Annotated in this window: 18 protein-coding genes and 3 pseudogenes; 9 read left to right on the top strand and 12 right to left on the bottom strand. The window is 68.0% G+C overall.

Annotation, left to right across the window (positions count from 1 at the left end; genetic code table 11):
- Positions 1-66: 66 nt before the first annotated feature.
- From BLW78_RS03220 to BLW78_RS31675, 8 genes and pseudogenes are all read right to left on the bottom strand, one after another.
- Positions 67-888, bottom strand: a complete 822-nt coding sequence (locus BLW78_RS03220) for an oxidoreductase (RefSeq protein ID WP_091676624.1) — start codon at positions 886-888, stop codon at positions 67-69.
- Between the two features lie 328 nt (positions 889-1,216).
- Entirely contained in the window at positions 1,217-2,623 is a 1,407-nt protein-coding gene (locus tag BLW78_RS03210; protein ID WP_091676618.1) for an MATE family efflux transporter, read from the bottom strand.
- Positions 2,624-2,659: 36 nt separating this feature from the next.
- Positions 2,660-2,893, bottom strand: a complete 234-nt coding sequence (locus tag BLW78_RS03205; RefSeq protein ID WP_139307669.1) for a hypothetical protein — start codon at positions 2,891-2,893, stop codon at positions 2,660-2,662.
- A 309-nt stretch (positions 2,894-3,202) separates the two neighbouring features.
- A pseudogene (locus BLW78_RS31680) lies at positions 3,203-3,789 on the bottom strand (transposase); the annotation flags it as partial.
- A 254-nt stretch (positions 3,790-4,043) separates the two neighbouring features.
- Entirely contained in the window at positions 4,044-4,235 is a 192-nt protein-coding gene (locus tag BLW78_RS03195; protein ID WP_020095026.1) for a hypothetical protein, read from the bottom strand.
- A 92-nt stretch (positions 4,236-4,327) separates the two neighbouring features.
- Positions 4,328-4,498: a hypothetical protein gene (locus BLW78_RS31270; protein ID WP_170855082.1), complete on the bottom strand. Its 171-nt coding sequence runs from the start codon at positions 4,496-4,498 to the stop codon at positions 4,328-4,330.
- Positions 4,499-5,070: 572 nt separating this feature from the next.
- Positions 5,071-5,271: a nuclease gene (locus BLW78_RS03180; protein ID WP_091676611.1), complete on the bottom strand. Its 201-nt coding sequence runs from the start codon at positions 5,269-5,271 to the stop codon at positions 5,071-5,073.
- A 922-nt stretch (positions 5,272-6,193) separates the two neighbouring features.
- Positions 6,194-6,397, bottom strand: a pseudogene (locus BLW78_RS31675) (hypothetical protein); the annotation flags it as partial.
- Here BLW78_RS31675 and BLW78_RS32150 point away from each other — a divergent pair.
- The 4 genes and pseudogenes from BLW78_RS32150 to BLW78_RS03155 all read left to right on the top strand — a co-directional run.
- Positions 6,390-6,490 (top strand): annotated as a pseudogene (locus BLW78_RS32150) (peptidase S24); the annotation flags it as partial. The pseudogenes BLW78_RS31675 and BLW78_RS32150 overlap by 8 nt on opposite strands.
- A gap of 296 nt (positions 6,491-6,786) precedes the next feature.
- Positions 6,787-7,773: an NAD(P)H-binding protein gene (locus tag BLW78_RS03165; RefSeq protein WP_091676608.1), complete on the top strand. Its 987-nt coding sequence runs from the start codon at positions 6,787-6,789 to the stop codon at positions 7,771-7,773.
- Between the two features lie 314 nt (positions 7,774-8,087).
- Positions 8,088-8,711, top strand: a complete 624-nt coding sequence (locus tag BLW78_RS03160) for a glutathione S-transferase family protein (protein WP_091676605.1) — start codon at positions 8,088-8,090, stop codon at positions 8,709-8,711.
- A 588-nt stretch (positions 8,712-9,299) separates the two neighbouring features.
- The gene (locus BLW78_RS03155; RefSeq protein WP_091676604.1) at positions 9,300-10,310 is read left to right on the top strand and encodes a glycosyltransferase; all 1,011 of its coding nucleotides are present in this window, start codon (positions 9,300-9,302) and stop codon (positions 10,308-10,310) included.
- Positions 10,311-10,633: 323 nt separating this feature from the next.
- On the opposite strand, the gene gcvA is transcribed toward BLW78_RS03155, so the two are convergent.
- On the bottom strand, positions 10,634-11,524 hold the full coding sequence (gcvA, locus tag BLW78_RS03150; RefSeq protein ID WP_020095032.1) for a transcriptional regulator GcvA: 891 nt from the start codon (positions 11,522-11,524) through the stop codon (positions 10,634-10,636).
- Between the two features lie 95 nt (positions 11,525-11,619).
- On the opposite strand from gcvA, the gene BLW78_RS03145 reads away from it, so the two are divergent.
- Positions 11,620-12,576 (top strand): zinc-dependent alcohol dehydrogenase family protein, encoded by a 957-nt coding sequence (locus tag BLW78_RS03145; protein ID WP_091676601.1) that lies wholly within the window; start codon positions 11,620-11,622, stop codon positions 12,574-12,576.
- Positions 12,577-12,979: 403 nt separating this feature from the next.
- Here the strand turns inward: BLW78_RS03145 and BLW78_RS31265 are convergent, their stop codons facing one another.
- On the bottom strand, positions 12,980-13,144 hold the full coding sequence (locus BLW78_RS31265; RefSeq protein ID WP_165923078.1) for a hypothetical protein: 165 nt from the start codon (positions 13,142-13,144) through the stop codon (positions 12,980-12,982).
- A 258-nt stretch (positions 13,145-13,402) separates the two neighbouring features.
- Here BLW78_RS31265 and BLW78_RS03140 point away from each other — a divergent pair, with 258 nt between their 5' ends.
- Together BLW78_RS03140 and BLW78_RS03135 are read left to right on the top strand one after the other, a co-directional pair.
- A complete protein-coding gene (locus BLW78_RS03140; RefSeq protein WP_091676599.1) occupies positions 13,403-14,530 on the top strand; it encodes a Gfo/Idh/MocA family protein in 1,128 nt (375 codons plus the stop codon).
- Positions 14,531-14,532: 2 nt separating this feature from the next.
- On the top strand, positions 14,533-15,615 hold the full coding sequence (locus BLW78_RS03135; RefSeq protein WP_091676596.1) for a Gfo/Idh/MocA family protein: 1,083 nt from the start codon (positions 14,533-14,535) through the stop codon (positions 15,613-15,615).
- 80 nt (positions 15,616-15,695) lie between these two features.
- Here the strand turns inward: BLW78_RS03135 and BLW78_RS31260 are convergent, their stop codons facing one another.
- On the bottom strand, positions 15,696-15,839 hold the full coding sequence (locus tag BLW78_RS31260) for a hypothetical protein (RefSeq protein ID WP_020095037.1): 144 nt from the start codon (positions 15,837-15,839) through the stop codon (positions 15,696-15,698).
- A gap of 570 nt (positions 15,840-16,409) precedes the next feature.
- On the opposite strand from BLW78_RS31260, the gene BLW78_RS03130 reads away from it, so the two are divergent.
- Positions 16,410-16,841 (top strand): helix-turn-helix domain-containing protein, encoded by a 432-nt coding sequence (locus BLW78_RS03130; RefSeq protein ID WP_056527784.1) that lies wholly within the window; start codon positions 16,410-16,412, stop codon positions 16,839-16,841.
- Between the two features lie 166 nt (positions 16,842-17,007).
- On the top strand, positions 17,008-18,615 hold the full coding sequence (locus tag BLW78_RS03125; protein WP_244526754.1) for a putative bifunctional diguanylate cyclase/phosphodiesterase: 1,608 nt from the start codon (positions 17,008-17,010) through the stop codon (positions 18,613-18,615).
- A gap of 37 nt (positions 18,616-18,652) precedes the next feature.
- On the opposite strand, the gene BLW78_RS03120 is transcribed toward BLW78_RS03125, so the two are convergent.
- On the bottom strand, positions 18,653-19,555 hold the full coding sequence (locus tag BLW78_RS03120; RefSeq protein WP_091676591.1) for an MBL fold metallo-hydrolase: 903 nt from the start codon (positions 19,553-19,555) through the stop codon (positions 18,653-18,655).
- Positions 19,556-19,565: the final 10 nt, after the last annotated feature.

Genomic DNA, 19,565 nt, shown 5'->3' with positions numbered 1-19,565 from the left:
CGCCCGGCCGATCTCAAACCCTGCACGCCGACACGCGCCGGAACCGCGACCTCTCCGGACTCGTGATCACGGGACCTGCGGGAGGCGCATCTCCTTGCGGAAGCTCCTGTCGAAGGCGGTGGCCGGCACGAAGCGGCGCAGCAGGCTGACCTGCCTCGCCTTGGGGCCCGCCGTGTAACGGCGCTTCGGGCTCGTCGCGGTGGCGGCTTCGACGATGACCTTCGCCACGACCTCGGGCGCATCGGCGGACTTCATGACCTCGCTCAGGAACCGGTCTCGACCGGCGCGCTCCGCCTCGTAGATGCCGAGCGGCGCGTCGGGGCGCACGAGGTTCCGGTCGAAGGCCGTCCGGGTGAAGGCGGGCTCGACGAGCACGATCCGGATCCCTTGCCCACGAACCTCGTGGTCCAGCGACTCGGAGTAGCCTTCGACGGCGTGCTTGCTGGCGCCGTAGAGCGCCATGTAGGGGGCCGGGATCAGGCCCTGGACAGAGCTGACGTTGATGATCCGGCCGCCCTTCTGCGCGCGCATCAGGGGAAGCACGGCGCGGGTCGTCCGGATGACGCCGAACAGGTTCACGTCGAACATGGCCTGAGCCTGTGAGACCGACGATTCCTCGGCCGCGCCGCTGATGCCGAAGCCGGCGTTGTTCACGAGGAGGTCGATCCTCCCCGTCTCGCCGAAGACGGTCTCGACCATCTCAGTGACCGATCTCTCATCGGTGACGTCACAGACGATGGTGGCCATCCCGCCGTTCACGGCCGGAGACGCCCTCCGGCTGGTCCCGAATACGCGGTAGCCCGCAGCCTGAAGGGCCTTCGCCGTCTCCAGACCGATGCCAGACGAGGCGCCTGTGACCACCGCGGTCTTGATGCTGCCCTTGCTCATATCGCCCTCCGATCCACGCGGCACCTTGCCCGCTGCGACCCAATATAAATTATGGTCATCATTTTTGAAAGCAAGCCAGATCCGAGGGCCTCGCCAATCCGGTCCAGGGTCTCGGAGGATTCATCGGCGATCTCCGTCACGGATCGCGAGCGCGGGTCGGTCGGTTCGAGGATCCTGCCGAACTGCTCCTCGGGTGCTCCCAGCACCGTCGCCTTGAGATAGGCGGGCGCCCCGCTCATCCCGAAGGAGACGCGGCCCCGGGACGCGGACGCCGTTCGCCTCGGAGGCGCCGGCACCCATCGGCCTCGTCCGCGTCGCAGGCCTCGTCTCAGCGTCCCGAATTGGCGGCCGCCGTAAGGCTCGGCGGAACAGGGGATGTGCTCGGCGCGGGCTCCGCCGGGAACATCCGGCCGGTCGCGAAGGCGGCCGCGTTGACGAGGCCCATGGCGACGAAGCCGGCCGAGAGGGCGACGAACATCCCGACCAAGCCCAGCCCGAGCCTCGCCGCGATCCAGGCTCCCCCCAGGGCCACGGCCATCCGAAGGACGCTCGCGGCGAGCGGCCAGCCGACACGCCCGGCCCCCTGGGCCGCGAAGTAGAGGGCGAGGCCGGCCCCGAAGAATCCGTAGAACGGTCCGACGACGCGCAGGTAGGTCGAGCCAGTGGCGAGCATCGCCGGATCGTGCCCGAACAGGCCGAGCCACCCGGCAGGATGGAGGGCGGCCGTGAGGCCGATGGCCTCCGTCAGGACACCCGCCACGAGGGCGCCGGTCAGCGCGGCCTGACGGGCGCGTGCGTGCATCCCGGCCCCGAGGGCGGTCCCGACGAGGGCGGCGATCGGCGAGCCGAGCCCGAACACCAGGGGGACCAGCAGGTACTCCAGCCTCGCGCCGGTCCCGTACCCGGCCACCGCTGCCGGTCCCGCCGTCCCGACGAAGCCGGTCGCGGCGATGACGGTGACGTTGGAGGTCATGCTGGCGATGCCGGAGAGCAGGCCGACGCGCAGGATCTCGCGGGACGGCGCCCAGGTCAGCCTCGGCGGGCGAGGGCTCGGGCGCAGGACACCTCGGCCGGACCAGATGTAGGCGGCGAAGAGGGTGGCGCCGACGGCGTAGTAGGCGGCGAAGGCGACACCGCCGCCCACGACCCCGAGGCGGGGGAACGGCCCCCACCCGAAGATCAGCGCGGGCGAGAGCGGGATCAGCAGGACGGCCCCGGCGCAGGTGACGCCGGCCGGGAGCGCCATATTGCCGGTCCCGCGGATCACCGCCGCCAGCGCGTTGAACAGCCAGATCAGGATCGCCGCGCCGAACACGACAGTCGCGTAGGCCGTCGCGGCCCTGAGCGAGGCACCCGTGCCGCCCATCGCCGCGTAGAGGCGCGGTCCCAGGGTCAAGGCGAGCAGGCTGGTCAACACACCGAGGCCGAGGCCGATGGCGGCGGCGTGCCACGCGAGCAGACCCGCCGCGTCCTGCCGACCAGCGCCCAGGGTGCGCGAGACCGCCGACTGGATGCCGCCGCCCATGCCGCCCGCGGACAGCATCTGGACGAGCATGACCACCGGGAAGACGAGCGCCATTCCGGCGAGGGCGTCGGTGCCGAGCTCGGCGACGAAGTAAGTCTCGATCAGGCCGATGGAGGTCTGGACGATCATGACCGCGACATTCGGCACGGCCATCCGGGCCAGCGTCGGCAGGAGAGGGGCCGTCAGCAGTCGGCGCGTCCTGATGTCCATGAAGGCTTCCTCGTCCGTGACAGCTTCGGCGGCCGGCTACGCGATGCCCGAGGAGCGGACTCGGGAGGTCGGGCCCCCTCGTCCGGCTTCGGGGGTATTGAAAAGGAGCCTCGGCCGGCCACCCGAGACCCGGATGTTGGCGTCGACGATCGTCACGCCGGTGGGGCCTCCGAACTGCCCAAGGCCCTCGATCTCGGCGCCACTACCCTCGACCATCCCCGCGGCCGGCGCGACCTCGGTGGCCTGGACCAAGGCTGGCTTCAGGGTCACGGAAATCCGGGCCGGCCAGGCTGGTGCGTACGATGACCAGTCCGCATCCATCGCCGGCTCCCCCGCGGGCCCTCGACGGTTTGATATGACGCTCATAATCTATTATGATCATCATCTATCGTCAACGGCCTTCCCGTCTGCCAAGCGAGGCCTTCTTGGACAATCGGACCGCGCATCCCGAGCCGGCGGTCGGCGAGGCCCGGGGCCCACGCGAGGTCCTCGAAGCCCGGGGCGTTGCCTGTGTCAGCGCCGATCTCCCGGACGTCGCGACGCGCGGTCGTCACGCCCTCCCTGGTCAAAGGGATTCTGCGGAACCTCGAGCCTTTCGCGACGCCCGATGCGCCGAACCCGATCCTGGCCCGCTTGCCTGCAATCCGCTCGCAGCAGTGCGTTGACACGGCAGCAGCCGCAGCGCCCGCACTCGGATGCCAGGGCGATGATGGCAGGGGTCGACACGTCCTCTTCGGCCGACACGGAGGGCAGATCGCGTCGCGTGCCGCGGTGCTGGTCGACGGTCCGGCAGGCGTGGCGTTCCGGAAGACCGTACCTCTCTCGGATGTCTGCAACCGCCTAGCGGCGTCGTTCGAATGCTACGAGGCTCCGGCCGCCACGTCCGCCAACATCTGCTTCTTCAAGGTCATATCGACCACGAGCCGCCGCAGCCGAGCCTTCTCGCGCTCCGGATCCTTCATCTTCCGAGCCTGATCGACTCGGAGACCGGCGTACGCCTTGCGCCAGCGTGAGGCACTCTGCTCAGAGATCTCCGCTTCCGCGCACGCAAGCGCCAAGTTCTTGCCCCGGGCTGTCTGCACCTCGATCTGGTGCAGCTTCGGCGCGCCCTGCTCCGCGCGCGTCGTCCGACCGCGCCGCCTGTCCGGCTCCTCCGGTCCTGGCAGATCCTCTCGATCAGCTCGGTCCGAAGGCGGCCGGTCAGGTCAGCCTGGACGCAGGCCGGGCGCCGTCCTCGTCGGAGGCTTAAACCGTCCCGCCTGCCCACGCGTCGACCGGGCCTCGGCATGCCCTCGAGGCTACCGCCTTCAGCCCCGTCGGCACCGTCGCGCGGGACGTTCTCGCTGCTGCTGCACGCCCGCCGGGGCTCGAATCCGGACGGGCCGTCCGGTTCGCCGGTCGGAGCTTTCCTGTCTCGCCCCTAGGCCTTCATCTCGGCGAGCATCTTCGCGCCCTCGGTCAGAAAGAACGCCTTGATCTTCGGGTTGCGGACCCGCAGGGCGCAGTGCCTCGCGATCTCGCTCATCGACCGGTTCTTCGGATTGTTGAGGAGATCGGTCAGGTACGTCTGAGCCTGGGCCTCGGTGTCGATGGTGAATGGCTGGGGGTCCACGAAGCACCTCTCGCTTTGACCTGCCCGGCGCGCCGTGGCGCGCCTCTCGATGCCCCGCCGACCGATGAATGGCGAGTCCGTGTCGAGCGCCCTTAGCGCGTCGCCTGCAAATCGATGATCGGGCCGCCGATGTCGAAGAATTCGTCGTCGGTGAACTCTGCCAACTCGATCTCCTCGCGCGGACGCTGAAACGGCAGGAACGCGGAGATCATTCCGAGACACAGCGCCCCGGCAATCAGGACGGCCAACAGCGCGAGGGTCATGGTCAACATCGGAATGCAATGCGATGTCAGACATATAGAACGGTAATCTTAAAACTTGCTTTCGGTGCATGGGATACCGCCCGGTAACCGCGGGCCGCGAACCTGCCGCCGGGCCGCGTTGCGTATCGGCTCGGCTCACACGCTGGTGAGATCAGGCGCTCCCCCGCCCCGTGAGCAGATCGGGGCGGGGCCGAGCGGGCTTACCGACCGAGGGACGGGCCGCCCGATGTGCCGCCAGTGCCGGGCGGCCCACTCGTGGGGGTGCCGCCAATGTTGACGCCCGGCGTCGTGCCCGGGATCGACGAGTTGCTCGGGTTGGCCTCATTTCCACGGGTGACCGGGCTCGGTCCGAGATCCCGGGCACCCGGGCCGGCACCTCCGGTTGTCGCCGGCGGGGCGACCCCGGTGTTTCCCGCGCCGCCCGTCACCGTTTGCGCTGAGACCGGCGCGGCCAGGGCGATGGACAAGGCTCCTGCGAGCGCCGCGAGCGTGCGAGTCATGAAGTCGTCCCTGCGATTGCTGTGGCACAGGAACGGTTGATGTCGAGGGAAGTTCAGGGACGGGCGCGTCCATCACCCGCGCGCCATTCGCCAGCCCGCGGCCTCGATCTCGCGGCAGAGTAAGCGCTCGCCGGAGCCCGTGTCGATCACGGTCCGGTCGTAGTCCCTGCTTCCGGGAAGCTGGTCGATCTCGTCGGCCTCGCGCGCGATGTCGCCCTCGATCGCGCAGACAGCCCGCGTGGGCGCTGCCGCGGGCGCCGCGGGCTTCTCCATTTCCGGCCGGTCTCGACGCCACTGGCGCACTCGGCACGCTTCCAGTCCGACGGCGGATGCGGGTCCCGCAGATCACCCCGGTGTCGCCGTCGGTGACCGAAACGCGGCCGATCGGTAAACGCTCGGATCAGCCCGCAGCGATGAAAACCGGTCAGCCTGACCTCACCCGCAGCCTGTTCCCTCTGCGACAGCGCTATCGAGGGGGGCAGCAACGGTGGTGCGCATCCCGGTGCACCCCGAGGGTGACTGATCTGAGCAGGCGTCTCGCTGGTCCAGAAATGGAGAGTTCGTCGCGGGACCGTCGAGCATTTCGCCTGTGCGAGACCACCATTCGCGCTCGAATGTATCACCGCGGGAACGTTATTTAGTTGCATGCCCGCGCATTGGCCGCGATTTCAGCTCAAGCAAACAATGTTATATCATCATCGATGGTAAATTATTACTGAATTATCATCTGGCCGACATCGAGGCTCAGCGTAGGGAAATATAGATCCAGCTCGTCCGGCTGAATTCTGCAGTGGCCCCTCACTGCTGCCGGAGGGAGCCGCATTCCATGTGTATCGTGAGACAAAAGTGCAAGTGCTCGACCCGCGTTCGGTATCAAATCGGGCCATCGCTTGGTTCACGCGACAAGTGCGCGCATCCGGTCGTGCGCTGGATCGGCTTCTCTAAACGTCGACGTATTGAGATAGCTCGGAGACCATCTGTCGGACAAGAAAGAATCTGCGTCATTCAGTTGAGTTGGGCACAAACATTTGGTCGACCGGTTAGTGTAGCGACGACCGGAATCGTTCAGCCTATGGCGACGGTGGTGCCGTTCGAATCGCCCTCGCGTTGACCGGCTCGAAGCCGATCGCGAGACGAAGAGACCGTTCTCGAGACGGCCGGTCTGGGGTTCGCGGCCAAGGGGCGCGGCTGACGATCAGCCCTGCAGGCTGTCGGCGACGTCGTCGGGGATCTGCACCCCACTGTCCGGAAATCGTGACGCTCTCCGCCTCGCCGGTCTCACCGCCGGCCACCACCTTCTGCGCCGCTGCGCCCGGCATCCGGCGTCCGGCATCCGCTTGGCCAGATTCTCGGCCTTCTTCGCCACCCCGCTCCCGGCCTGCGCCGGCGTCCTGTCCGCGGCCGACGGTTCCTCGAAGGCGCGCTGGAACTGCCCCGCTGGCGCGTGCCGAACCCACCCGCCACCTTCCTGCGGCGTAGCGCGGGCTCGTCAGGGAGGGCGCCGGCAAGTTCGCGTTGCGCACCCCGCGTTGCGCGACGCAAGTGAGCGAACTGCCGGTTGCGCACTTACAGGGTGCGCACCGTCCGGCTTCGCGACGGCTTGGGGTGGAGAGTGGAAGCCACCTCAGGCCAAGGGTCGACACTGGACAGGCGGTCTCGCGCAGCTGAACGTCAAGATTGACGCGGATCATTCTGCGGATCCCGTCGTATCTTCGCTTTCGCCGTTCGACGGGGCAGCGCAAGCGTCGCCGTCGCGCTAGGATGGTTGAACGTCTTGATGAAGCGATCATGAAAGCGGATCGACCGGACGGTGTGAGGCCGCGCCGTGTCCTCTTCCTGGGAGCGACCGGCACAATCGGCCGGGCAACGGTTCGGGCACTGGTCTCGCGCGGCCACGAGGTCGTCTGCCTCGTCAGGCGCCCTGCCGAAACCGCAATCCCGTCAGGCGCTACCGCGCGCATCGTGGATCTGACCGACACGGTGTCGCTGGCGCGCGACGGTGTCCGCGGCGAACGCTTCGACGCCCTGGTGTCGTGCCTCGCCTCGCGCACGGGGCTGCCCGACGATGCCTGGGCGATCGATTACGGCGCGCAGGTCGAGGCCTTGCACGCGGGCCGGACGGCCGGCGTCACGCATGTCGTGCTTCTGTCGGCGATCTGCGTCCAGAAGCCGATCCTCGCTTTTCAGCACGCCAAGCGCGCCTTCGAGGCAGAGCTGATCGCATCGGGGCTCGACTACACGATCGTTCGGCCCACCGCCTTCTTCAAATCGCTCTCGGGACAGATCGAACGCGTGAAACGCGGCAAGCCATTTCTGGTGTTCGGGGACGGGACCTTGACGGCCTGCAAGCCGATCAGCGACGACGACCTTGGCCGCTATCTCGCGGACTGCCTCGACGATGGGGACCGCCGCAATCGCGTTCTGCCGATCGGCGGCCCGGGCGAGGCGATCACGCCACGCGCGCAGGGCGAGCGGCTCTTCGCCCTTCTGGGGCGCGAACCGCGCTTCACGCACATTCCGGTCGTGCTGCTGGACGCGATCGTCGCCGTTCTGACGACGATGGGCCGATGGGTGCCGGTCCTGGCCGCCAAGGCCGAACTCGCGCGGATCGGGCGCTACTACGCGACGGAGTCCATGCTCGTCCTGGACCCGGCGACCGGGCGATACGATGCCCAGGCCACTCCGTCGACGGGATCGGAGACGCTCTTCGACTACTATGCGCGCGTGGTCCGTGGCGAGGCGGTCGCCGAGCGCGGCGACCACGCGGTGTTCTGACGACGCGCGACAGGAGGTGTCGGCTTTTCCGGCAGTTTCACTCCGGAGCAGACCGGCATCTTTCGGCCAGCTTCTGCCGCCGCGCATGGCTCTCCCCAACGTCTCAGATGGATGGTTCCCTGCCCGACCGCATCTGGATTGTGGACGCATCGAAGCGGGCGTAGCCGTGGACATCGCTCGAGATCCTCTCGAGGTCGCTCGCTGCATCCGCTTTGCGCACTTGAGACAAGGGCGGTTAACTCCGCGGGTGGAAGATGCAACCACGCCCTCTGTGGTCGTCTCTTCATCATTCCAGCGTTGGCTAACCCGCTCCCATGATCCGCATTCTCGGCAAGGCCAGTTCGATCAATGTTCGCAAGGTGCTTTGGACCTGTGCCGAGATCGGATTGGATTACGATCGCCAGGACTACGGCAGCGGCTTCCAAGCAACGGATACCCCGGAATTTCTGGCTCGCAACCCGAACGGCCTCGTGCCCGTGATTGAAGACGCGGCAGGGGCCTTGTGGGAGTCAAATACGATCTGCCGCTACCTCGCTGCGAGCGCCGCTCGGACGGATCTGCTCCCTGCTGACCCGCGTGGACGCGCTCTGGTTGAACAATGGATGGACTGGCAAGCGACCGAGTTGAACGCGTCTTGGCGGGCGGCTTTCCTCGGCCTCGTTCGTCGTGATCCGGCCTACGCCGATCCAGACCGGATAGTGGCGGGGGTCGAGGCCTGGAACGCGAATATGGGGATCCTTGACCACCATCTTTCCTCAACCGGAGCTTATGTGGCCGGAGGAGCCTTCACGTTGGCGGATGTCGTTCTCGGCTTGTCCGTAAACCGTTGGCGCATGACGCCAATGGAGCGCCCGAGCTATCCCGCCGTCTCGGCCTATCATGATCGCCTTCTCGCTCGATCCGGCTACCGAGACCACGGGGCGAATGGGATTCCTTAGTGGGATGCCAACCGCGCCTTCAATCCGAGGTTGCTGGACGATCGATGAGTGGCGGCTTTCGGCAGGCAACGACCGCTCTCCGAACGCCTGGGTTGGGTAGCTTGCGAGTCGGCAACGTGGCGTGGATTCCCGCCGGTCAGCTTCGGCGTCGCAGATCTGTCGGAGCGCACGCCGTCATCCGGCCGCGTCGATATCCCTTCCGGCCCCCGGCGGGTACAGGTCAATGATCGGAACGGCAGAACAAGAACTTCATTAGCGCTCTTGCTTTTTGTGGCGAAGGCTATAGACAGTACCGACGACTAAGATGATAAATCAACAGCCTCCGCGTCGGCGCAAAACGCCACTCTCGAGTTTAAGAAAGACGTTCTTGGTCGACATCTTACCGGGAGAAGGGAGCAGAATATCTGCTTCGGCCGCCACAGCTCCGTTCATTTATTTGCATCCAAATCCGTTCGATTAAGACTGTGGTCCCAAATGAATACGCGCTCACCCGATAGCAAGAACTCGAGAGGCCACCCGTGACCGAGAGATGGTCTGATTGTTGCTCCGGCCGCAGAAGATAGCAATCCGTTTCGTCAGGACATCATCATGCGATATGAACATGGTGTTTCTGTTGTTCTTGCCACGCATAACGGATCGAGATTTATCCGCGAACAGCTTGAAACCCTCGTCGGGCAAACAGTACATCCTCTTGAGATCATCGTTTCCGACGACGCATCTACGGATGACACGCTAGAAATTGTCCGAAATTTCTCTTGCGGCAGCGCAATCGAGTTCAAAATCCATGAGAACGTGCCCGCGCTCGGCTTTCGAAGCAATTTCTTGAGAGCCGCTCGGTTGGCGCGTGGAAAATTCGTCGCCTTCTGCGATCAGGACGATATCTGGGACACGAAGAAGATCGAGTTTTGCTCGCCCTATCTGGACGATCGCAGCGTCTCGATGATCGCCCATACGGCCATCACTATCGACTCCAGCAATCGCGAGCTTGGCGTCTTTCGGCAAGGCATTCATCGTACCGGACTCAGAAAACCGCTCACCTACGATCCGTGGTTGACGTTCTTCGGATTTTCGATTGTCTTTCGACGGGAACTCTTGGATCTGTGGGATGTCGATGACCGTTTCATCGATTTCATTGTCCCCAGCGAGATGATCGCTCACGACCGTTGGGTAATGTTCCTGGCGCAAGTCGTCGGTCTGACCGTCGAGATCGATGTACCCTTGGTCCGCTATCGGCAGCACGCCCATAATCTGTTCGGACACGGTGAGCGCGAGCGGAGCGCGGGTCGGAGGACGGTAGCTGGGGGCTTGGATCCCTACAGGGAAGCCACGACCGCCATGATCGATATCGTCGAGCGGCTTCCGGAAGCGACGGCTGAGCATTTTCCACTTTTCGATCGGGCAAGGGCGGCCGCTTTCTTTCGCAGCGCGCTTGACCAGCTCGAGAAGCGCGAAGCGATCTATCGAACTGAGACGCGCCTGGAGGCACTCCAGGGCCTGTCGGCACGTGTCGCCGGCGGAACCTATCGGGCGGTTCACAACGGCCGTCCACGATGGCGATCGATCGCGAAAGATCTCAGATTCGCACTCCTTCGTCGTTGACCGCCTTGGCGGGCTTGCAACAGGTTCCGTCGAACGTCTTCATCCACGCCTTTACGACACAGCATCGCCTGCCATTCTGACTTAAGCTTCGGTTTTACCGGACACTGGGTTTAGGCTTGCTATGCCGCCGAGATTTACCGGCGATCGGCAAAAATTACGCTCCACGACGAGCACTGCGATCGAGCAGGGAGTTTGGGCCAACGCTTCGGACGGTCGCCACCTCATGGTCGAGATGCCGGGTCCCGCCCCGAACAAAGATTGCCGAACCGCCGACGGATGGCCGCTCGCGAACCGTCATACAGACCTCGCCACATGGTCCTGCGTCACCGGATGGCTGCGTTGCGCAGCCAGTCGATCAGCACCCCGACGCGTCCCGCCTGGGCCGGATGTCGCGGGTGGACGACCCAGTAGGGGTGCGCGTCGAGGACGGGGCCGAAGGGTTGAGTCAGCGTGCCGCTCGCCAGGTCGTCGGCGGTCAGTACGACCGAGACCAGCGCTATGCCCTGACCGGCGATCGCGGCCTGGATGACGTGACCTTCGTCGCTGAAGCGGATGCCCGCACCGCCATCGATATCGGTGATCCCGGCCTTCCGCAGCCAGGCCGGCCAGGTCGGCGTCTCGTCGGTCAGGTCGGGCCACTCGAAGTGCAGCAGGGGGTGGCGGGCCAGATCGCTCTCGGATCGAATGGCGAGACGCGGACTGCAAGCGGGTGCGACCCGGTCGACCACCAGCCTGTGCGCGTCGAGGCCGGGATAGGGACCGGGCCCGTATCGGACGGCGACGTCCACGCCGTCGCGGGCGAAGTCGACCAAGCTGTCGGACGCGTGCAGTCGCAGATCGCAACCGGGATGCGCGGCCCGGAAGTCGGCGAGCCGGGGCACGAGCCACTTCGCCACGAAGGCGGTCGGGGCCGAGAGCGTGAGAACGCCGGCCGCGTGCCGGCCGCGGATCTCATCGATGGCTCGGGCGAACGCGTCGAAACCGTCGCGCAGCACGGGCAGGAGAACGGTGCCCTCGGCGGTCAGCCGGACCCGGCGCGTCTCGCGGTGGAAGAGACGCAGCCCCAGGGTCTGCTCGAGAAGCCGGATCTGATGACTGATGGCGGTCGCCGTGACACCCAGCTCGTCGGCGGCAGCGCGGAAGCTCAGGCGGCGCCCGGCCGCCTCGAAGGCCCGGAGCGCCGCGAGGGGGGGAAGCGATCTCCGCATCGTCATGGCTGAACGTAGCTCATCGGCCCCGTGAGGAGAACGCGTTCGTCATCCCGCAGCCCGGCTGACACAAGGTTGGCCGGTCAGGACGGGAGGCTCTCTTGAAGGCGATGGTGTTGACGAAGTTCGGGGGGCCGGACAGCTTCGAGGTCCGGGAGCTGCCAGACCCTCGGCCGGGACCCCGGCAGGTCCGCGTGGCCGTGCATGCCACGTCGATCAACCCGCTCGACGGCCAGATCCGCCGCGGCGACTACGCCGCTCAGGTCGCGCTGCCGGCCATCATCGGGCACGACGTGTCCGGCGTCGTCGACCAGGTCGGATCCGACGTGACCGAGTTCCGCGCGGGGGATGAGGTCTATTACACGCCGCGGATCTTCGGCGGTCCGGGATCGTACGCCGAGTACCACGTGGCGGATGCCGGCATCGTCGCGCGCAAGCCGGTCAACCTCACCCATTCCGAGGCCGCGAGCGTCAGCCTCGTCGGCGTGACCGTCTGGGAAGGGCTGGTCGAGCGGGCCCGATTGCAGGTCACAGAGACCGTCCTCGTCCACGGCGGTGCCGGGGGCGTCGGGGCGATCGCCGTCCAGGTCGCGAAGGCCATCGGGGCACGGGTCCTGGCGACGGCGCGCGGCAACGACGTGGCGCGCGTCGAGCGGCTCGGCGCCTCCGCCGTCATCGATTTCGAGCGCGAGGACTATGTGGACGCCGTCGATCGCCTGACCGAGGGCAGGGGCGTCGACGTCGTCTTGGACACGATCGGCCGCGACACGCTCGCGCGCTCCCCGCACATCCTCCGCGAGGACGGGCGCGTCGTCACCCTGGTCGACACCGCGACGCCTCAGAACCTCATCGGCGCCTGGGGCCGGAACGCCACCTATCACTTCGTCTTCTCACGCCAGGACGGCCGCAAGCTCGACGCCGTGACGCGCCTCCTCGAGCGCGGCCTCGTGGTGCCGCGAGTCGGCCTGGAGTTTCCCCTCGACGAGGTCGCAAGCGCCCACGCGCGCTCCGAGGAGGGTCGGCTCGGAGGCAAGATCGTGCTCCGGGTGAGATCGTGAGGCGGCCGGACCTCGATCGCTGTCCCTGACCTGACACCGGCAGCGTCCGGCGCCGCGCAGGGAAGCGGCTCACCGGAGATCGAACCCGCGGAAACGGTGATGTCGCACCGTGGCAAGCCCGACCGGTCGGCGGGTCGAGCGGCACCCGGAGGCACGCGATCCTGCCGTCGACGACCTCGGTTACGTCCGTTCCGGTGACCGCGACCGGCCCGATCCCGACCCGCCTTCCATCGAAGGGATCCCAGGCGGTGGTGCCCGACGGCTACGTCGACCGGGGTGAACCGGTTAAGGGTCAGGGATCCTCGCGCGACCTGGGCACGACGGATCTTCCCGGCGGGAACCCCACCGCGAACTTAAAGATCTGAGACGCCGGATACTCGGCCGGTGCCGGTCGAATGCCGACCTACGCGCGCCCGAAGTGACGGAGCACGAGGGGCTCGGTCCGGGTAAGCTTGAGGCCGCGCGGCTGCGAGCGGCCGCTCCGGCCGGCGACGACGGCCAGGCCGACGAGGCCGACCGATCCGGTCAAAGCCACGGCCACACACCACCAGAAGGCGACATCGAGCATGGCTGTCCACGGGGCTCCGGTTGCACCGGAACTGTCGGACCGTACGGTAAACGGAGCGTTAAACGCGCGTTCGACCGAATAGCGTCAGCGCCTGCGGCCCGAGCGCCGTGTACTGCCGAGACATGGGCGCCGAATTCGGGCGCCGGAGAGCGTCGCTGAGCTCTCGGCGCGTCGATCCTACGCCCAATTGATGAAGGCGCGGAACGGAGCGCTGCCGCTACGACCCGAATCCGGTGCGGATGACCTTCAGGGACAGAGATGCAGATCGGGATCGTCGGCTGCGGTTACGTCGCCGACTTCTACATGACGACCCTCGTGAACCACCCCGAACTGCGCCTCGCCGGCGTCTACGACCGGGACCCGGAGCGGCGCGCCGTATTCTGCCGTCACTACAACGCCCGCGCCTTCGACAGCCTCGAGGCCCTGCTCGCCGAGCCGGAGATCGGCCTCATCCTGAATCTGACCAATCCGCACAGTCACTACGTCGTGACCAAGGCCGCCCTGGAGGCCGGCAAGCACGTCTACTCCGAGAAGCCGCTCGCCATGGAGTACGCCCAGGCCGAAACGCTGGTGGAACTCGCCGAGGCGAAGGGCCTCTCGCTGAGCGGCGCGCCCGCGAGCATCCTGGGCGAGGCGGGCGCGACCGTGCGGGAGGCCGTCGCGTCCGGCCAGGTCGGGTCGGTCCGGCTCGTCTACGCCGAGCTGGAGGACGGGCCGGTGTTCCGGGAGCCGGTGCATGAATGGCGGAGCGTGACAGGCGCCCCCTGGCCGGCCGAGGACGAGTACCGGGTCGGCTGCACCCTGGAGCACGCCGGCTACTACCTGACCTGGATGAGCCTGATGTTCGGCCCGGTCGAGCGCATGACTGCCTTCGCGTCGCGCCTGTACCCGGACAAGGGCACCGGCCAGCCCCCGGACTCGGTCGCCAACGACTTCTCGACAGCGTGCCTGGAGTTCCGATCCGGTGTCGTCGCGCGGATCACCTGCGGCCTCGTCGCGCCGCAGGACCGATCCCTGCACATCATCGGCGACCGGGGCGTCCTGACCGTGACCGATTCGTGGGCCAGCCAGGGCCCGGTCTATCTCCGTTCGCCGAGCGGCGAGGCGCCCGGGCGGCTCGGCCGGCTGCTGCACCGGATCCAGCGCTACCTGCCCGGGCGGATCTTCCTCGGTCGGAAGCTGCCGACTCCCCGCTTCGGGGGCAAGCTGCCCAGCTACCCGTCGCAGATGGATTTCGCCCGCGGACCCGCGGCCCAGGCCGCGGCGATCCGGGCGGGCGTTCCGGCGCCGCTCCCGGCGCGGTTCGTGCTGCACATCACCGAGATCGCGCTCGCCATGCAGAATGCCGGCGGCGGCGCCGTGATCCAGCTGAGATCCAGGTTCTAGCCATGGCACAGACCGTCTCGTGGGGCGTCCTCGGCACCGGGATCATCGCCCAGCGCTTCGTCAGCGACCTTCTCGGGCGGCCGGACGCGCGCCTCACCGCCGTCGGGGCGCGGAGCACCGGGAGCGCCCAGGCCTTCGCCGCGGCCTTCCCCCAGGCGTCCGGCGCGCCGGCCGCCGTCGCCGGCGTCGAGGCCCTGGCCGCGCGGCCGGATATCGACGTCGTCTACATCGCCACGCCCAACAGCGACCACATGGACAGCGCGCTGGCCTGCATCGAGGCCGGCAAGTCGGTCCTGATCGAGAAGCCGATCGCGCTCTCGGGCGGGCAGGCGCGGCGCATCGCGGAGGCGGCGCGGCGGAAGGGCGTCTTCTGCATGGAGGCGATGTGGATGCGCTTCACGCCCGGCGTCGTGCGGGCCAAGGCGATGCTGGAAGCGGGCGAGATCGGCGATCCCCTGCATCTCGACGCCCGCCTGTTCTTCCCCCGCGCGCCGGACCCGCCCGGACGGACGGACGATCCGGCCGAAGGCGGGGTGATCCTCGATCTCGGGGTCTACCCCGTGTCGCTGGCGCTCCACCTGTTCGGCGCACCCACCGAGGTCTCGGGCGTCGGCCTCGATCGGGGCGGTGCGGCGGCGCAGCAGGCCGCGCTCGCGCTCGGCTGGAACGCCAGGACCGCGACCCTGAGCTGCGGCTCGACCGGAGAGGCCGACAACGCCGCCGTGATCGTCGGCACGCACGGCCGCATCCACCTGCACCGGCAGTTCCTGTGCCCGCCCTTCCTCACGCGCGTGCGCACCGCGGCCGCGCCGGCGCCCGCCGACCGTGCCCCGCCGCGCCGCCAGGCCGTCGGCCGACTGGCCTTCGCGAAACGCCTCCTGCAGCCGCTGGACTTCCGCCGCGTCGCGCTGATCCCGACGCCGTACCTCGGGTTCGGGCTGCGGCATCAGATCGACGAGGTGCATCGCTGCCTGCTCGCCGGCGCCCGCGAGAGCCCGATCATGCCGCTCGCGGACAGCATCCGCACCCTCGACATCCTCGATCGCGTCCGCGCCCGGCCGCAGCCGCTGGAGGCCGTCGCCTAGGAGGGGCGTCCGGACCGGGCGCCCGTCCCGAGCGGATGATCCGTCCGGGCAGGTCGCTGCGCCGTTCCCGGCGGTCGAGGTCAGGTCGTCTTCGTCGCCTTGGCGGGAGGCAGCCTGCGCAGAATCCGCGCGATATGCGCGCGCAGGGCCGACGTCTCGGATCCCGGCCCGGCCTGCCCGGCGGGTTCGGCTGGCTCCTGGAGGGTGACGAGAAGGTCGGTCATCGACGAGGGCGCTGTGATGGGAGACCGACTCTACCGTCGAGCCTGGCCGGTGAATACATCATTTCATAGATTTTCTCGACCGGGACTTAAAGTGTTTAGGCCGGCGATAGACGCGGCCCGATGTCGGAAACAGGGGTGTGTGTCCCGCCGGCCGCGACATTCGCGCCGGTGAATTGCATCGCCGATGTCTTGATGGAGACCCGCGGCCGCAGTCCCACCACAATGCCGGCCGCATCACATATCCGTCACCGTCCACCACGACGATCGGAGGCCTCGGTACTTTACCACCCCTTCGACCGATCTCCGATGTATCGTCGCGCACGGCGACTGAGAGGCTGCCGTAGCCGGCGAAGACAGGCGCAGGAGGGAAACCGTCTGTGCGCTGCGTGACGGATACAGTTGACCATTGCGGTTTCACCGTCCCTGGGCGTACAACCAACAGCCAAGCCATGCGTCCAGTGCAACTAGGAATTGCGCAACTTATTGGTGCGCTAAGCAGTTTTCGGTTGTGTTTTTTTCCGCGACTCTGGGTAAGTGCCACTCATCCAGCATGCTGAAGGTTTCCGTTCGATGTCGTCCTCCCCGAAGCCCAAGTCCGCCACCGAGACTGATCGCTCGATCGGCGGCCGCATCGCGGCGCTCCGCGTGGCACAGGGCCTGAGCCAGACTGATCTCGGTCAGGCCATCGGCGTCAGCTTCCAGCAGGTTCAGAAGTACGAGAAGGGGCGCAACCGCATCGGCGCAGGGCGTCTTCAGGCCATCGCCGACCTGCTGAGGGTGCCGGTGGACACGTTCTTCGCGGATCCGCGGGACAACGGCGGCGGACGCGTCGGACCCGCGGCCCTGTTCGAGGATCCGAAGGTCATGGAACTCGTCCTGGCCTTCACCAGCATCACCGACGAGACGACCCGCGGCGGGATCCTGTCGATCGTCAAGGCCGCCGCCACCCTCCAAGAGAGCCGCGCGGCCGCGCAGCGTCCGGACGCCGTCGACGAGGCGTGACGGCGCGGCCCTGTCCATCTCTTCCCGCGATGGGACATACCGGCGCCCCCGAGCCGCGCGCAGCGTGGCGGCGCGATTTAATCCAAATTAAACCAAGACAAAGACCCGTAAAGATGTAGAGAAGCTGCCGCGTCCGGAGCTGATCTATAGCGCGTGAGCGGACGGCATGCTTCGCTCTGACGTTGGAAACCGGGTCCTGACCATGCCGATCGAGACGTCGAGAGCCTGGGGCCGCGGCGAGCTGTACGAGACCCTGTGCCTCCTCGTGATCGGCGTCGGGATCTGGTTCGTCGGCGTCACGCTCGGGACCTTCGCGTATCTGAACAGCGTCGTCGCCACCTACAACCTCACGGACCTGCTGCTGCTCGCCGCCTGCATGGGCGTGGCGCAGTGGGGCGCCAGCATCCGCAAATCGATCATCCTCCGGCGGCTCATGCTCGAGCGCGCCGCCGCCGCCGCGCAGGCCGAGGCGATCGCCCGGCACGACGGGTTGACCGGCCTGGCGAACCGTCGCCGCTTCATCGACGCCGTGGAGCGGGCGCACGCGCCGGGCGCCGCGGACGCGGCGGTGCTCCTCATCGATCTCGACCGGTTCAAGCCGGTCAACGACCTCTACGGCCATGCGGCCGGGAACGCGGTCCTGTGCGCCGTGGCCGAGCGTCTCCAGCAGCTCGTGCCGTCGGGCGGCCTGGCGGCCCGTCTGGGCGGCGACGAGTTCGCCATGCTGGTCCCGCTCCGCTACGAGAGCGAGGCGCTGCGGCGCCTCGCCCAGGCGGTCATCGCGCGCATCGCCGAGCCGGTGACGTGGAGCCAGAACGACCTGAAGGTCGGGGCCACGGTCGGCGTCGCCGCGGTGTCGGCCGAGCACGGGGACGCCGACGCGATCCTGCACGCGGCCGATCTCGCCATGTACCAGGGCAAGAAGGACGGGCGCGGCAATGTCCGCTTCTTCCGCAGCGCCATGGACGCGGAGCTGCGGGCCCGCGCCCGCATGGAGACGGAACTTCGCCTCGCCATCGAGACGGGCGCGATCGAGCCCTTCTACCAGCCGGTGGTGTCGCTCCCCGAGAAGGAGATCGTCGGGGTCGAGGTCCTGGCGCGCTGGCGCCACCCGACGCGCGGGGTGGTGGGCCCGAGCGAGTTCATCCCGGTGGCCGAGGAGACCGGGATGATCGCGGATCTCAGCTACAGCCTGATCCGCCGCGCCTGCCTGGATGCCCGGGCCTGGCCGCCGCACCTGGTCCTCGCGGTGAACATCGCCCCGCAGCAGTTCCAGGACGCGTGGCTCGCCCAGCGCATCCTCGGGATCCTGACCGAGACCGGCTTCCCGCCGCAGCGCCTGGAGGTCGAGATCACCGAGAGCGCCCTGATCCAGGACCTGGAGGCGACCCGGACGACCCTGCTGTCGCTGCGCGAACTCGGCGTGCGCATCGCGCTGGACGATTTCGGAACCGGCTATTCCAGCCTGTACCACCTGCGCGAACTGAAGTTCGACAAGCTGAAGATCGACCGCAGCTACGTCGACGCCATCACGATGAGCGACGAGCGGGCGAAGCTCGTCGACGCCATCATCAAGCTCGGGGCGAGCCTCGGCCTCTCCACCACCGCCGAGGGGATCGAGACCGACGCCAGCCTCGACTGGCTCTCCGAACAGGGCTGCCATTTCGGCCAGGGCTACCTGTTCGGCCACGCCATGCCGAAGGCCGAGATGGACGGCGTGCTCGCCGCCGCGCGATCCCCGGCCCCGTTTCAGGATCTCGCGCGGGCCTCGTGAGGCGCGGGACGCCGCCCGCGCGGCCGCATCGCGCCGGTCAGCGCGGCGCTCTGTAGGCGGAGCCGTCGGCGGCTTCGAGCGGGTGCTCCACGAACCGGCCCGTCTCCGGCACCGCGACCCGGTCGAAGTCCGCCGCCAGGGCGTCGAGGGCGCGGCGCATCTCGGGCCCCTGCAGCGGCCGGCCGTGTCCGGTGATGACCCGCTCCGGGGCGAGCGCGGCGAGCGCCCGCACCGACGCGCGCGCCGCCGGCCAGTCGATCGTCAGGTACATCGGCGGCCCGTGCAGCTCCGGCGCCTGCGTCGCGACCGCGTAGGCGGATTCCTGCGCCGTGGTGATGAAGGCGTCGCCCGCGATCAGCGTCCGGTCGGCCTCCCGCCAGAGCGAGACGTGGCCCGGCGCGTGGCCGGGCGTGTGGATCCAGCGCCAGCCGGGCAGGGGCGGCACCGAACCGTCCTCCGGAAGGAGGCGGAGCCGCCCGGAGACGTCGACCGGGCTCGTCGGGAACAGCGGCGACAGGCGGCCGAGGAGTCCGCCGCCGACGCTCGGATCCGGCGTCGGGTAGGCGGCGCTGCCGTCGAGATAGGGCCGCTCCAGGGCGTGCGCGTAGACCGGGACGTCCCAGTCCTTCGCGAGGTCCTCCAGGACGCCGACGTGGTCGAAATGGCCGTGGGTCAGGACGATCGCGGCCGGCCGGGCGCCTTCGCCGAAGCGGGCCCGGGCCGCGGCCTCGATCCCGCGCTTCGCGCCCACCACGCCGGCATCGATCAGGACCCAACCCCGGTCGCCCGCGCCGGGGGGCCCCACGAACACGACGTTGACCAGGACGTGGCGCTGATAGGCGACGTCGTCGGCGATGGCGTGGGTGGCGTCGTCCCGCTCGGCGTCGCGGCGGGGATCGTCGGCCCGGGCCTGCGGGTCGACGGGGATCTGCTGGGCCATCTGGGGCGGC

It is taken from the genome of Methylobacterium sp. 275MFSha3.1 (assembly GCF_900108435.1).
Taxonomy (GTDB): domain Bacteria; phylum Pseudomonadota; class Alphaproteobacteria; order Rhizobiales; family Beijerinckiaceae; genus Methylobacterium.
This window is presented reverse-complemented; position numbering and strand designations above follow the sequence as displayed.